At 43.6% G+C, this 14715-nt stretch carries 11 protein-coding genes; 1 reads left to right on the top strand and 10 read right to left on the bottom strand.

What is annotated here, in order from left to right; all coding sequences use genetic code 11:
• Positions 1-39: 39 nt before the first annotated feature.
• The 10 genes from ACFSQ3_RS11700 to ACFSQ3_RS11655 form a co-directional block, all read right to left on the bottom strand.
• Positions 40-978: an RraA family protein gene (locus ACFSQ3_RS11700; protein WP_380869735.1), complete on the bottom strand. Its 939-nt coding sequence runs from the start codon at positions 976-978 to the stop codon at positions 40-42.
• Entirely contained in the window at positions 971-1435 is a 465-nt protein-coding gene (locus ACFSQ3_RS11695) for a RidA family protein (protein ID WP_380869734.1), read from the bottom strand. Before ACFSQ3_RS11695 ends, ACFSQ3_RS11700 begins: the two co-directional genes overlap by 8 nt.
• A gap of 40 nt (positions 1436-1475) precedes the next feature.
• On the bottom strand, positions 1476-2726 hold the full coding sequence (locus tag ACFSQ3_RS11690; protein WP_380869733.1) for an MFS transporter: 1251 nt from the start codon (positions 2724-2726) through the stop codon (positions 1476-1478).
• Positions 2727-2731: 5 nt separating this feature from the next.
• Positions 2732-3190 (bottom strand): nuclear transport factor 2 family protein, encoded by a 459-nt coding sequence (locus tag ACFSQ3_RS11685; RefSeq protein WP_380869732.1) that lies wholly within the window; start codon positions 3188-3190, stop codon positions 2732-2734.
• 10 nt (positions 3191-3200) lie between these two features.
• Positions 3201-4499: an amidohydrolase/deacetylase family metallohydrolase gene (locus tag ACFSQ3_RS11680; RefSeq protein WP_380869731.1), complete on the bottom strand. Its 1299-nt coding sequence runs from the start codon at positions 4497-4499 to the stop codon at positions 3201-3203.
• A gap of 35 nt (positions 4500-4534) precedes the next feature.
• On the bottom strand, positions 4535-5758 hold the full coding sequence (locus ACFSQ3_RS11675) for a selenocysteine synthase (protein ID WP_380869730.1): 1224 nt from the start codon (positions 5756-5758) through the stop codon (positions 4535-4537).
• 69 nt (positions 5759-5827) lie between these two features.
• Positions 5828-7426: a SusD/RagB family nutrient-binding outer membrane lipoprotein gene (locus ACFSQ3_RS11670; RefSeq protein ID WP_380869729.1), complete on the bottom strand. Its 1599-nt coding sequence runs from the start codon at positions 7424-7426 to the stop codon at positions 5828-5830.
• Between the two features lie 12 nt (positions 7427-7438).
• Positions 7439-10789: a SusC/RagA family TonB-linked outer membrane protein gene (locus ACFSQ3_RS11665; RefSeq protein ID WP_380869728.1), complete on the bottom strand. Its 3351-nt coding sequence runs from the start codon at positions 10787-10789 to the stop codon at positions 7439-7441.
• 215 nt (positions 10790-11004) lie between these two features.
• Positions 11005-12168 (bottom strand): FecR family protein, encoded by a 1164-nt coding sequence (locus ACFSQ3_RS11660; RefSeq protein ID WP_380869727.1) that lies wholly within the window; start codon positions 12166-12168, stop codon positions 11005-11007.
• Between the two features lie 101 nt (positions 12169-12269).
• Positions 12270-12866, bottom strand: a complete 597-nt coding sequence (locus tag ACFSQ3_RS11655; RefSeq protein WP_380869726.1) for an RNA polymerase sigma-70 factor — start codon at positions 12864-12866, stop codon at positions 12270-12272.
• 594 nt (positions 12867-13460) lie between these two features.
• On the opposite strand from ACFSQ3_RS11655, the gene ACFSQ3_RS11650 reads away from it, so the two are divergent.
• Positions 13461-14438 carry a hypothetical protein gene (locus ACFSQ3_RS11650; protein WP_380869725.1) on the top strand — a complete coding sequence of 326 codons (978 nt, stop codon included), beginning with the start codon at positions 13461-13463 and terminating at the stop codon, positions 14436-14438.
• The last annotated feature ends 277 nt before the right edge of the window (positions 14439-14715 follow it).

The following is a 14715-nucleotide window of genomic DNA, read 5'->3' as shown; positions in this document are numbered from 1 at the left end:
AGTCCTTTCCATCTCAAAGGAAAGGACTTATAATACATTCTACCACGTCCGGTCTTCCATAATTTTGTCCAATTGATCCTTGGACATTTTTACTTCGCCAGAATGACTATCCAACCATTTCAAGAAAGCCGTTTTAATTTCCGGTGTCCATTGATTATCAATTTGTCCGGTATTGTACGTTCCGGATTTAATCATTTCGAAGCCGAATTTGTCGCGTAGCAAAATAAATTCAGCTCGCGTTACGACATGCTCCACTAAATGCGCTGGAATAAACAAAACGCCTTCGCGCTGCGCTAAAACCAAATCACCTGGTAGAACGATCGCCTGACCGATTCTTGTCGGCGTATTCAATCCCATTAGGGTGGACTCTTCCAAAAACGAAGGATGGAAATCACGTACGAATGCGTTAAATCCTGCAATCTCCGAAAGACCTTCTAAATCCCGCACAGATGCATCGAAGACAACGCCATTGCCCGATTTATTAAAGATTGCGTTTCCTAACGTCTGTCCGATTAACGTTCCGCCAGCAATTTTTCCGAAGCCATCTGCTACATATACATCGCCTTTGCTCAGCATTTCGATGGGCCAGGTATTGGTGTTTCCGGTTTTTCCATCGGTGTGTCCGCGATCCAAGATATTTTTATCTACGTCCGGCCTGCTCGGCATAAATGTGGCAGTCAACGCACGACCAACTACGGGAACATCTTCATGCACGTGCTTCCAACCGCTTACAAATTGATTGTTGTAGCCTGCGTTTTTTAAAATCGTCCACGCATCGTCTATGCCGATCACTTTCGCGCGCTCAATCCAATCGTCGGAAATCTTCGGACGGCCGTCCTCAAAACGTTCGCCAGTCCACGCTTTTGTTAGAAAAGTAAGCTCTTCTTTCGGCAGCGCTTGTGCCTGCACTTCGCTGTTGCTTAGCCAGCTTGCGCAGATTAGAAGCGCAACGCCAACCTTGCTCGACCATTTATACATAAGCGATACAATCCATTTCTACCAAAGAATTTCCCGGTACACCACCATAAACGGCAACGGTTGTTCTCACAGGCGGTTTCTTACCAAAACGTCCGCGGTAAGCTTCATTCATTTCATCGTAATCTGCCAAATCTGCCAAATACACGTTTACTTTCAATACTTTTTCCATCGATGAACCGGCACTTTTTAGTTCCTTTTCGATTTCATCCAATACGGTTTTTGTATGCTCCGTCACGGAACCTTTATAGTGGGCGCCTTTTCCGGCCACGTACACCGTGTTTCCATGTTTCGTATGACCAGAGAATAGGGGAACTTCCTGATGATTGGTGATATTTCCTACTTCTTTTTCAGAAGATCCAGATTCCGCTTTCGCCAAAAATCCAATTCCAAATGCACCTGCAGCCGATGCGGCCAATTTTTTCAATAAAGAACGACGTCCGTTGTTGTTGTCTTTCATCTTGTTTTAAATTAAGGGTTTATGTATGTTCTGTTTTTGTTTAAGCTTTTGTTTTCTGCGCGACAAATGTGATGAGCGATGCAATAAGCACGCAGCTAGACATGAAAATGTAGGCCGCGCCAAAATCGCCTGTCCAGCTGTGCAATAATCCGACTAAGTAAGCCCCTCCAAATGATCCCAATGCGCCCATGCTGTTGATGAGTCCAATAGCGCCGCCCGAAACATTGCGTGGCAACAATTCGATGATCAACGCGAAAAATGGTCCGTAAGGAATGTAGACAGATGCACCGGCAATAATTAGGAATAAGTAAGATAACCAAAAATTTTGATTGCCAATCAGATAAGATACGTAGAATGCGATTGCGCCAACCAATAAAAATGGCCATATAAAATGTTTGCGGTTTTGACTTTTATCGGCAAAATAGGAGGTCGTCAACATCCCGATTATCGCAAACAAGTAAGGTACAGCGGAAAGCCATCCCGTAGTGACGATATTCATATCGGGAGCCGATTTAATGATAGTGGGCAACCACATCACAAAACCATAAACACCGACATTCCACAACAAGAACTGCAAGCACAGCAAGATCACTGTTTTCGAACGGAAAGCTTGTTTGTAATTGGTGACCGGTTGAATACCTTTTTGTTCTTCCTCGAATGCATCCGCCAATGTCGCTTTTTCATCGCTAGTAAGCCATTTTGCATGTTCCGGTTTTTCGTCCACCAAACGCCACCAAAAAAACGCCCATATCACCGCAGGTAATCCTTGAATAATAAACATCCACCGCCAGCCGAGCGAACTAATCAGGTAGCCGGAAGCTACGGACATCCAAAGTACAGTGGCAGGATTTCCTAAAATTAATAGCGTGTTTGCGCGAGAGCGTTCCGCGCGCGTGAACCAATTGCTCAATAAAATCAGCATGGCTGGCATAACGGCACTTTCTACGACGCCCAACAGGAAGCGAATGCCAATCAGCATCGTAACATCTTCCACCATTCCGGTTGCTGTCGCCAACGTTCCCCACAAAATCAATGACCAAAACACCAGCTTTTTTGCGCTGCGTTGCGCCGCATATTGTGCGCCAGGAATTTGGAAAAAGAAATAGCCTAAGAAGAACAAGGAACTTAGCAAAGACGATAAAGCTGGTGTGATTTCTAGGTCGTCGCCCATACCTCCCGCAACAGCAAAGCCAAAATTTGCTCGATCTAAATAGGCTAAACTATACGTGATGAACGCGACCGGCAAAAGCCTGTACCAACGCAGCGGTGATGGTTTATTATCTGTGATCATATCTTTTACTGAAATTTAACAGCCTGCCGAGCAAGCAATTTAACCGCACCATCTTTCTTTTGCCAAACGAGCAAAACGTGAATATTCACATTACCTGGGAGCTTGCCTTCGTCCGCACTTTTTCCAGATAAGGTATGGCGAACGATTGCCGTTTCGTTAGAAATAGCAATATCCAAATCGCGGAACTCCAATTCAGTAAATTTGAACTTCCCACTCACCATGGATTGCACAAACTGTTGGCGATTTTCGAGCATTGACGATGAATGTCCGAAGGATAAATGTTCGTCCGTGTACGCCATCAAGCTATCTTGATTTGCTTGAAGTAGTGCCATGCGAAAGCTTTCCATCGTTTTTTCCACTTCTGATTTCGTCAAATCTTGACCGGAAGATTCGCTTGACTGATTGTTGTTTTCCATGCAGCTGCTCAATAAAATGCTGATAAATAAAACATATATGATCCTCATGTTAAATGTATTAATGCTCGCGCATGCTTTGTCGACGTAGGTTTTCTTCGCGGATGTATTTTTTGAAATCTACATTTAATGGATAGGCTAATCCGTTGTAATCGAATACGATTTCTCCAGCGCGAACGGTAATTTCACATTCTAAACGTTCTTTGCTGGTGATGCGGTGTCCGATGTAATCAAAGAAGCCGAAGTTGCCCTTACGAAGTCCAAGCACGGCAATGTCCGCAGGCGCGCCAACCGAAAGATTCCCCAATTCTGGACGCTTTATGATTTGTGCCGGTTTCCAGGATGATGCTTCGATCACGGCATTCAATGGCATACCCATTGCCATAAACTTATCCATTACGGTGAGTAAATCTTTCATCGAACCGTTCATGCTCCCAATATGAATATCCGTGCTGATGGCATCTGGATAGAAACCTTCTTTAACCGCAGGAATGGCTTGCGAAAAAGCGAAGCTGATGCCGCCATAGCCCACGTCGAAGTTGATGCCGCGTTTGCGCGCTTCGTAAACGAAAGGTTTTACTTTTTCGGTGTCCATATCCACTAAATATTCGCGTCCGCCGAGCTGAGCGAAAGCATGTGTGAAGATATCCCCGGGTTGCAATTTCTCTAGAAAGAGATCGCGGATCGGCAATGGGGGAGTGCTTCCTCCGAAATCGATCATCGTTGGCAATCCACCCGCAAGTTTTCCCGCTTTCACGGCCTGTTCCACGGGCGTCCAATCATATCCTTCGTAATGGGCTACTTTAAAGCCGACAACATGATCCTTGAATTGTTTTGCGGTTAGCGCGCTCATCTTCGCATCCATATCGGAGGTGTTTTGCTCATATCCTCCTCCGCGCATACCTTGACCGACGATATTTAAAAAAGCTAAAACACGCGTTTTGGACAGATCAATTGTCTGTTTCTTGAAATCCGGAAAGGTTGACCAGCCCGAACTTCCCGCATCCACCACCGTGGTGATACCATTTCGGAACGTAAACCCATCGGGTGGAAATGCATTCGGGCCGTTCATGTAATTTTGATCTAACTGCGTTCCCCAAAAATGGTGCGTGTGGATATCGATCAATCCGGGAACAACATACAGACCATTGGCGTGCACGACCTGCAGCGCTCGCGCGGTGTCAATGTTTTTGGAAACTTCAGCAATCAGTCCGTCAAGCACCGCCACGTCCATGGTACCGTCAATTTTATTTTTCGGATCGATAACATGGCCGCCTTTGATGACAATGTCAAATTCCTGCGCATTCGTTGAAAGACACATGGCAGTCAGCAACAGCGCGATTAATTTTTTGATCTTCATAGGATTTTCTGTTTGTGTGATGATTGGTTGATTTTCTAAGATTTGGCTTTCTTCAACTCTTCTACCAAACGATTAGCGACGATCGTTTCTTCGCCTTGCTTCATCATCCAAACAGTTAATGAAACGCTGTTTGGCTTCGTTTCTCCCAATTCGATCGACGGATTTCCGTTTCGCAAGCGAGTTGCCAATGTTTCTCCGTCCAATTTCAGCTTATATGCATCCCATGAAATTTCCAGATTGGGCGTCACGTTACCCAATGTGGGAACGAATGTGCGCGTGCTGATTCCTGCTACGGATTCCACTTGCTTAGCGACTTTTGCTGTTCTATTTTCCCAATCTTTCCACGTTGCTTGATGATCCTCATTCACGAAGCGTTCCAGTGCGACATACATACCCAGCACTTCTTCTTTATTGACTTTCATGCCGCGACCAATGTTAAATCCGCGAGGAGGCATGCTCAATCGGGCAGCTTGAATAATGTTTTTACGTCCCATCAATATGCCAGCACTTTGCGGTCCACGCATGGCTTTTCCTCCGGAAATACAAACCAAATCAAATCCCATATCATTGAAGCGCCACAAGTTGGAAACAGGAGGAACATCTGCAGCGATGTCGATCATGGTCGGAATGCCATGTTTTTTTCCAAGGCTAACCCATTCTTCATGGCCAATCTTTCCTTTATCAGCTTCAATGTTTAAGAAAAACATCAACGCTGTTTTTTCACTAATCGCTTTTTCGAGTTCTTCTTTGGTTTCCACCATAATCACCTTACATCCGGTGTTTTTTAACGCCTGATTGTAGACGATATCGTGCGCCTTTTGACAAATCACTTCGGATTTCATGCCCGTTCCTTCCAAATGGGGAAGTTGCGTTACCTTTTTTTCGTCCATTCCAGTTAATACGCCGGCTAAACCTAGCGTGATGGCAGCAAACGCTCCGGATGTCACTACTGCTGCTTCCGAGTGCACAAGCTTCGCAATGCGCTCGCCCACCTTATCTTGGACTTCGTCCAGCATACAAAATTCCTGCGCACCAGCTTTGATCGCATCCAGTACTTCCTGATGCATAAGTGACCCAGTCATCGCAGTAATCGTTCCGCGGGCATTGATAAATGTTCGAATTCCTAATTCTTGAAATAGATTGCGCGAAACGACGTTCGTAGCAGGAGCAGTTGCGGCGTTGGCCAAACTTTTCGGTCCCATAATCCCACCTACCAACGTTGCCGTCGATACCAGCTTTAAAAGTTCTCTTCTTTCCATGCTTATAAGTTTTTTTAAGGCGCGCGCTTTATGATTCGGCGCGCGCCGTTTTGTGATTGTAAAAGTTGATTATTCAGCGTCCCACCATACGCGGGTAGTCAGATTGTCGGCAGTGAATTCCGAAAATCCCTGACGTTGTAGCGCTTCCAAGTAGTTTGTTTTGTTCGTTAGATTTTCATTCAATGGAATGGAGAATCTTCGGAACATTTTACCACCGGTTACATTACCCGGGTAATTGACTGCCATTAATTGTGGATATCCGGTTCGGCGCCAGTTGGCAAATCCTTCATAGTCGTCACCAAAAAGGCAGACCCATTTTTGCGTATTGATTTGTCCAAATTGGCTTTCGAAACTACCTCCCGAAAGAAATGGGTTGGCTTGCAAATAGGCGGCGATTTGTTGATCCGTAATACGTCCACTATGCGGTGCTACGTCTGTCCACAATGCCCATTGCTTCATGCCCATACGCACGCCTTCGTTGTATGCAGTTGCGGCCGTTGATCCGGTGTACCAACCGCGAATAGCTGCTTCCGCCAATAACAGATAAGCTTCGGCAGGTCCGAGAATTACAATCGGTGATGCGGTATTCAAATAAAGTCGGGAAGGCTCTGAATAGGTTTCGAAATCGCTTGGGTAGGTGTTTAAGCTGCCGTTTATCATGCCTTTTTGCGTAGCTGCGGTATTGTCTGCGCGGTAGGTTCCGTCGGCATTTTTAACCCAAACTACCGATAATACGGGCAGTCGTGGATCCGCTGTTGATTTCAGGTGATTGATAAATGTTGCAGCATATTTTCCGCCTTCCACGTTATCGCCTCCTGGCGAAATGTAGTTTCCATTTAAAAATTCGTACTGAATCTTGGTGTTTATACTTCCCGGTGTTGTAGCGTAGCCGATATAAGCAATGTCCGTTTCCGCGGACATCACGCCGCCGGCAATGGCTTTTTGCGACCATGTGCGTGCTAAGGTTTCATCCACTTTGGTCAATCGCATGCCCAAGCGCAGCATCATCGTGTAAGCGAATTTTTTCCAGCGAGCGACATCGCCATTGTAGAACAAATCCGCGCTTCCAAAAGTCGGACTCGAAGTATTTAACGCTGCTGCTGATTCTTCCAATTCTTTCAGCATATCCTCGTAAATCGCTTTCTGCGTATCGTACTTCGGACTAAGGTTTCCGGATTCTCCAAGGCGCGCTTCGAAATAGGGGATATCTCCCGACACATCCGTCAACTGATGGAAGAAGTACACTTTCAATATGCGGACGAGTGCCGTTTTGTTGGTATTATCTACACCCTGCGCCGTTTCTTCATTCAGCTTTTTTTGGATTTGATACAAACGGTTTAGTTTACCTATCCAAATGTTATTCTGTTCGATGCCCGTGTAAAACATAAACGGTGCTTCCGTACCGTTGAAGCTATAATATTTATCGCCCACTCCAGCTACTTCTTTATACGTGGAGAAGTACTGAATGCCTTGCGCCAATACGGTGTAACTGTGTTGCGGAAGATCCAGAATGGCGCCAGTGAACATAAAATCGGGAAGTACTTCGTCGATCCGATTTTTGTCGCGGTTCATTTCTGTTAAGTAATCGGGGTTACAACCAGCCAAGCTGAGCGTTGCCAGTGTACAAAATAGTACCTGTTTGATCGTTGAGTTAAATCTTGTTTTCATCGTTGTAACTATTTAAAATCTAACACTTAGGTTGAATCCAAAATTTCGGGTTCTAGGTTCTCCCGTTCCCGCGGTTCCGGTAGCGTTGCCCACCGTTTGCTGCATTTCGGGATCTAAACCTGCTTCGCGAACCGCTTTGTCGCGATAAAGAATCGCCAAGTTTCTACCGACCAAGCTAATGCTAGCCGATTCGATTCCTTTGATGCCCAGTTTGCTAGCAGGAATGTGGTAGCTAAATACGAGCTCACGAAGTTTTACGAAATCGGTTTTGAAGGTTTGTAGTTCAGAATACATTACACCACGATTGTTGTAGTAGGTATCCAGTTGATCTTGAGGCCAAACTTTGCTAAACGGATTACCTTCTTTATCCACACCTTCTACTGTCAATCCTTCCGGATTATCGCGACCTGGCAATGTATTTTGCGTTAATCCAAATCGCATCGCATAAGTCCACATGTTATTGAAAGCAACCGCGCCGAATTTGGCATCAATTAAGGTGCTCAACGAGAAGTTTTTGTAGCGGAACTGATTGCTTAATCCCATGGTATGTGGAGGGTTGGCAATACCCAAATCTGCTTCCACACGTTCTTCGTAACCACTTGTCGCGTTGTAAACCTGACGGCCTTGATCATCTTTCAACAATTTCCAACCTCGCACGGTACCGTAGGGAAGTCCAACGGCATTCAAAATGCGCACAGCATTGGAAATTCCTGTTCCTACTTCCACGAAGTCCAAACCTGGAGCGAGCTCTACAATTCTACTTTGGTTGTATGCATAATTGTAGGTCACGTTCCAGCTGAAATCTCCTTTTTGGATCGGCGTTCCCGTGATCATCAACTCAACCCCTTTGTTGGAGATTTTTCCGGCATTGATGAAGCCCGAAAGGAAACCACTCGTTTGGGAAATGTTTGGTTTTAAGATATCGTCTGTTGTTATACGGCTGTAATAGGTTGCATCGATTCCCAAACGGTTGTTGAAAAAGTTCATCTCAAAACCGCCTTCGGAAGTGGTTACAGTTAATGGGCGCAGGTTCACATCGATTAGATCGCTGGTACCATCTTGCACGGTAATTCCGCGGAAACCGCCCGTACGAATTTCATACATACGAATCACATCACCCGGTCCGACATTGCTACTTCCGACCTGCGCCCAGTTAGCACGAACTTTTAAGAAGTTCATTTTCCAAGGCATATTAACTACATCAGAAACGATAAAACTACCGCCGACAGAAGGATAGAAGATCGAGTTCATTTCTCGGTTCAAAGTAGAGAACCAATCCTGACGGCCAGTTACGGTTAAGTTTAAGAATGTTTTATAGTTAAAATCGGCCTGTCCGAAAGCGGAGTTTGTTCCCCAACGCGTATCAATTCTACTCGGATTATCCAAAACGCCTAAGTTGGTGTAGCTGATGAAATTCGGAACAATGAAATCGCGCCCGCTAATGGTGCTTAATGTATATTCATTTCGATCTGCCTGACCACCGACCAACAAATTCAATCCGACGTTATCGGAAATCTCCGGTGTATAATTGATAATACCTAAATAGTTGGTTTTGGCGTTTTGCTCTTGATTAGAATTGAATAATCCGCGTGGCGTAAATGCCGTACCGATTGGGTTGAAATCGCTATAGTCAATCGATTCCCAGTCGCGCGCAATGGTACCCCTTGCATATAAATTTTTGGTGAAGTTTACTTTAGCAGAAAACTGTCCGATAAAGCGATCGCGAATATCCTCGTTACCTGTGTTATTTACGACAAACCAGGGATTTGGAGCTGCTGCGACCGGATTCCAAGGGATCTCATTTCCTGCAGCATCAGCACCCGGTTTTAAGGAGTTGATATCAACTGTGTTTCCAATCAGGTAAACAGCCCATGAAGGATTTCGCTCTGCGTAACCCACTCCGGCAATGTTATTTCTGTTCTCGCGGTTATATTGAATCGTAGATTCGAGTTCAAGGAAATCGTTTTTACCCAATTTGGATTGCAAACTTAGATTTCCCGTTTTTCTTTTAAATGTGGAGTTGGGAGTTTGTGCTCGAGAACGTAAATCAGATAACGATACGCGGTAGTTGATGGCATCCGAACCGCCGCTGAAAGCCAGTGAGTTCGTGAAATCCACGCTTGGCTGATAGAAACTATTGATATTGTCTTTCACATTAACTGCGCTGTATGGACGTTCCACACCGTCGAATTGAACAACAGGCGAACCATCGATTTTTCCACCATAGGAAAGGCGGCCGGCGCTCAATGCTTGCGCTTGCGTTAATGGTTTTTTTCCGTCGTTTCCTGAACCATATTCGTATTGAAAATTTGGATAAGCGCTGGGCGTACCGATCATTGCATTCGAACGGAATTCGATTCCAATACCTTGACGTGCAGCGCCTTTTTTTGTGGTGATCAAAATAACGCCATTTGCCGCTTGACTACCATAAAGCGCCGCCGCAGCGCCACTTTTTAACACCGTCATCGATTCGATGTCATCAGGATTGATACTGGAAATTCCGTCTCCGCGGTCAATGTTCAAGCCAACCGTATTCGTACCACCACCTTTGTTGTTGTTGTTCATCGGGATACCGTTGATCACATATAAGGGTTGTTGGTTGGAATTCAGAGATCCATTTCCGCGAATTACTACACGGCTGGAACCACCAGGTCCAGATGCAACTTGCGTTGCATCCACACCTGCAATTTTTCCGGTAAGCGCATTCGCCACATTCGTTTCGCGTGCTTCGTTCAAAGATGATCCTGCGATTTCAGCACTGGAATAGGCTAGCGTTTTTCTTTTACGTTGCATCCCTAATGCCGTAACCACTACTTCTTCGACTGTGCTGGATGAGTCCGCCAATGCGATTTCGTATTGAGATTTGGCTTCCAGAGCGACATTCGCGGTGCGATAGCCGACGTAAGAAACCGTCAATTGTCCGCTTCGCGGTGCGTTTAACGTAAATCCGCCGTTAGCATCGGTGTACGTGCTAGATGAAGCTAATCCGCGCACCATAACGGAAGCGCCCGCTAAGGCTGTTCCCGATTCTCCCTTCACCGTTCCGGAGATTCTGCGAATCGTGGTGTCTTGTTTTGTAGCGGACGCAGCAGATGTATTTCCTGATCGGCGTTGAACCAAAACCATGTCTTTCTTGATGGAGTAAGTGACCGGTTGTTTTTCGAAAACGGCATTTAAAATGGTGGTAATAGATGCGTTTCTGAATTGTAAGGTGACTGGTTTTGTTCCGTTTAAATCGGAAGCTACATATAGGAAATCGTAGCCTGTTTGCTTACGCAAACTGTCGAATACTTTTTCTAATGGCTCATTTTTTACCTGAATGGTAGCATGTTGGGCGAATATAGCTGCATCAACTTGGAGCACTGAGAAAAATAGTGCGATGCATAATTTTAAGGTTATATTGAATTGCGCCCGACAAAAAGTTCTAGGGCTGTTCCTTTCAAGGACAGCAAATTTTTCATATAATTGCATGTTGTAGGTTAGTTAGAATTGTTACCGCAATTGTTAGACCTATCAGCGACCTTACCGTTGCTGATCTTACCGGACGTGTTGCAGCACGCCGGTTTTTTTATGTAGCATTATGGCATAATCGTCACCCTCCTTCCTTGCCGTTCGATTTGGAATCCGCCGAGAACACTTAGGTAATCTAAAAGTTCATCGACGTCGCGCTTCCGCGAGAATGTTCCGCCAAAAGCTTCTTTCGTAATATTTCCTTTGAAGTGAACATCGATAGCATACCACCGCGCTACCTCGCTCATGATTTCTCGAATGTTTTTTTGATGAAAAGTGAAATAGCCATCCCGATTGCCCAAAACGGAAGAAACATCTACTGTTTCTACTATTGGTTTATTAGAAGATAAGGCGCTCCATTGCTGATTAGGTATCAACTCGATAGCAGAACGTTTATCTTTAACTGCCACTTTTCCTTCCACTAATGTGGTAGTTTTGAGTTCTTCGTTCGGATAGGCACGCACATTAAACTGTGTTCCCGTCGCTTTCACGGAGAAATCAGCATTTTGTACTAAAAAAGGATGTGCTTTGTCAGATGCTACTTCGAAAAACGCCTCGCCTGAAAGCGCGACATGTCTTTCTTGCTGCGTAAATGATTCCGCGAAGCTGATTGTACTTTCGGTGTTCATCCAAACCTTTGATCCGTCGGGCAAACTGACGTGTAAATCTTTTCCGGACGGAACGCTAATCGTGTGCTGCGCCTCCGTATTCGGATTCGACGAATACATATAGTGTATTCTATTTTGTGCTAACTTCAATATCGTTGCGTCGCCGATTTGAAATTTGGTGTTCAATGGAATCTCATCGATAAGATATTCTTTTTCTGATACGCTGATGCTATAACTTGTAGGAATCGTCGCAATAGATTGCGCAACCGATTCGGTATTCGCCATACGTTTTTCGGAAGGTGTGTGAGAATCCTTCGTTTGCCAAAGCCAAATGAAAAGTGCCACCATGAAAACAGCGGAAATAGGAAGAACGTAGGTTTTTAAATGCTGAATTTTATGCCAAATCGGGATTCGCTTAGCTGGAACGGCGAGTTGTATTTGTAATCTGTCTTCTAATCCGATTAAAGCGCGTGCTGCTAACTCATTTTCTTCATCGTCAGATAGCTGGATTTCGTCGCTAGCTCCGCGTCGGAAAAGCCAAAGATCAATAAGGTCGAGCTCCTGACGTGAGCAGTTACCTTCTTCATATCTCTTAAGCAAATCTTTGACGTATTTGCGATTCATTGGTAAATAGGTGTTAGTTAGAAGTAAGTATTCAAAAAGGTAGAATGGTAGTAGAAGAAAAATGAAATAATTTATAACTAGCTAGTTTTTAGCATTATAAATTATCCATTCGCGATCATGAGTAACGCTTTATATAGACTGACAGCACTTAATGATTTTGTGAAATACGCATGTTGAAGTCCGCGTTTAATTTGACGAAGCGATAGGTTGATTTGCTTTTTGACAGTAAGTTCAGAAATGTTCAATTGTTGGGCAATCTCTTTGTAAGAAAGCTGCTCGGTTCTGCTTAATTCAAATACTTCCCGCATGCGCGGTGGTAATAGATTTACTTGTTGTTGAATAATGGCAGCCAGTTCTTTTGCATTGATCTCCTGCAAAGGCTTGTCGGACTGTTTAGCAAGTTGATCTCCTAATTCTTGTTGAAGGTAACGAAATTTGACGTGATCCTTGATGCACTTAACTGCTTTGTGGTGGATAATGGTATACGTGTAAGCAGTTAGCGACTGCACATGATGCAACTTACTTCTGTTTTCCCAGATACTCGCAAAGGTATCCTGAAGGATATCTGTACTTTCTTCGGTATCGTTTAAAATTTTATTCGCATAAGAGAAAAAGGTCTTCCAATGGAAATGGAAAAATGCTGAAAAAGCTTGCTGCTCGCCAGATATTATGCCATTTAAAATTTTCTTTTCATCCATAATATGCTCTTCCGGTTAAATTCGAGTAAATGTAAATTCTACAGGTAGAAATTGGTTAAGAGTAAATTTATATAAATTTTTCGTAAACATTTTGTGAATTTTTAAATAAAAATGATGAAATCGACAGTTTTTATCATTTTGAATTAGTGGATGGATGCGTTATTTCTCTAAATGTCGGCCGTGTTTCTAGTTTTAAAATAAAAGTTGAGCTATCTAGTCGATTCGTGGAATAAATAAGCGAAGTTATATGATCTTTTGAGCAAAGTTTACGTTCGAACTTGTATTTATTACAGCGTTGCAATAAAGTTTGAAAATATGAAAGGGGAACGGTTTTAATTAGTGGTGAAACAACGGGGATAGGTAACGCTACTGCGTTGAGATTTGCTGAAAATAATTTTCAGTTAATAGTAACTAGTCGAAACCCACACAAAGAAGAAACTTGCGCAGTTTCGGTTTTAGAAAGTAAATTGCAAAATAGTGGTTTCCCGTGATTGAATTTGCTCGAAAGTAAAGCTAAATTCCATATTTCATTTGCTTCGCTACATGTTGTATATCTAAAACATATAGCGGAACATAAAAACTGAAATATCGCGTATGAAATTGCTGTTTTCAAACTTACTTTTCTTGATGTCCGTTGGCATCTTATTGATTTCCGCTTGTTCCGAAGATTCGACTATGAATCCCGAATCGGAAAATGGTGTATTATCAGGAACGATCTATTACAATCATTACGATGGTTTTTCAAAATTGGATTTACAAACTGGCGAGAAGACTATTTTAAAAGGAAACGGAACACATTATAATTGGCACATCAGTGCAGACGGAACGACGCTGATGGAAATGACGGATGGCCGTTCGGACGGCAAGCCCGATCAGATCAAATTTGTGATTAAGGATTTAGCATCAGGTGAAATAAAGCATACCTTCTTTTATCGACCACTGAATGGTGGGTCAAATTTCCAATCGGCCGATCTTTCTCCCGATAAATCCATGATCTGTATTTTTCCCTCTTTTGATGAAGGATTTGTGTTTTTAAACGCTACCAATGGACAACTAATTGCTCATATCGATGCGATAAATGGCGAACGAATTCCACGATATCAAAGTTTCGCTTGGCTGCCTGATAATTCACTTTTATTCAAATGGAAAAATGCTATAATTCGCGGAAAAATGCCCTTCGATCAATTAGTGGTAGTAAAGGAGTTTGATACAGAATCTTTTTCCGACTTCTCCGTGAGTAAAGATGGTCAGAAAGTGGCGCTGAATTACAAAGATCACATCGCGCTGATGAATACCGATGGTTCCGATTTTTATGAAGTTACTTCAGGCGAGCAAAAAGAAAGCGGCAGCGCATTCTCACTCGATGGTCGATATTTACTTGTTGGAACTGGCTTTAATAGTATTGGCGTGCCGGGCAGTGTACCGTCCAGTCAGAGTTACATGAAAGCAATTCCACTCGATGGACAAACTTATGATATGAGTGTGGACAACCCGAACGTCATTTCGATTATTCCGAAAGGTCAACACAATGCAGAAGCCAAAAAAGGTTTGATGTTATGGATGCCGCAATAGCGCATAAATCTAGATCATATTATATACTAGCATATCCGATGAATGACGGGGGTACCTCAACGATATAAGCATTTGAATTCCATCAAAAGTTGTCTTTAAAATCGCTTTTTTGGTTCGACCAATACAGGCGCAATATACGGTGATATTTAACACCGCTTTCGGTGCTAAATACCTGTTTTGAAGGAATTGCTAAAAAATATTGACTTATAGAGATTTAGCTGTAGCAATCCTCATAAATATACCTATATTTACAACAATTAGTAATATTAATAATTTA

The organism is Sphingobacterium corticis (assembly GCF_042684745.1).
Lineage (GTDB): Bacteria > Bacteroidota > Bacteroidia > Sphingobacteriales > Sphingobacteriaceae > Sphingobacterium > Sphingobacterium corticis.
This window is presented reverse-complemented; position numbering and strand designations above follow the sequence as displayed.

What these genes read in the sequence shown, in the direction of transcription:
- ACFSQ3_RS11700 (WP_380869735.1), bottom strand. Translation starts at nt 978, where the DNA reads ATGTATAAATGGTCGAGCAAGGTTGGCGTTGCGCTTCTAATCTGCGCA.
- ACFSQ3_RS11695 (WP_380869734.1), bottom strand. Translation starts at nt 1,435, where the DNA reads ATGAAAGACAACAACAACGGACGTCGTTCTTTATTGAAAAAATTGGCC.
- ACFSQ3_RS11690 (WP_380869733.1), bottom strand. Translation starts at nt 2,726, where the DNA reads ATGATCACAGATAATAAACCATCACCGCTGCGTTGGTACAGGCTTTTG.
- ACFSQ3_RS11685 (WP_380869732.1), bottom strand. Translation starts at nt 3,190, where the DNA reads ATGAGGATCATATATGTTTTATTTATCAGCATTTTATTGAGCAGCTGC.
- ACFSQ3_RS11680 (WP_380869731.1), bottom strand. Translation starts at nt 4,499, where the DNA reads ATGAAGATCAAAAAATTAATCGCGCTGTTGCTGACTGCCATGTGTCTT.
- ACFSQ3_RS11675 (WP_380869730.1), bottom strand. Translation starts at nt 5,758, where the DNA reads ATGGAAAGAAGAGAACTTTTAAAGCTGGTATCGACGGCAACGTTGGTA.
- ACFSQ3_RS11670 (WP_380869729.1), bottom strand. Translation starts at nt 7,426, where the DNA reads ATGAAAACAAGATTTAACTCAACGATCAAACAGGTACTATTTTGTACA.
- ACFSQ3_RS11660 (WP_380869727.1), bottom strand. Translation starts at nt 12,168, where the DNA reads ATGAATCGCAAATACGTCAAAGATTTGCTTAAGAGATATGAAGAAGGT.
- ACFSQ3_RS11655 (WP_380869726.1), bottom strand. Translation starts at nt 12,866, where the DNA reads ATGGATGAAAAGAAAATTTTAAATGGCATAATATCTGGCGAGCAGCAA.
- ACFSQ3_RS11650 (WP_380869725.1), top strand. Translation starts at nt 13,461, where the DNA reads ATGAAATTGCTGTTTTCAAACTTACTTTTCTTGATGTCCGTTGGCATC.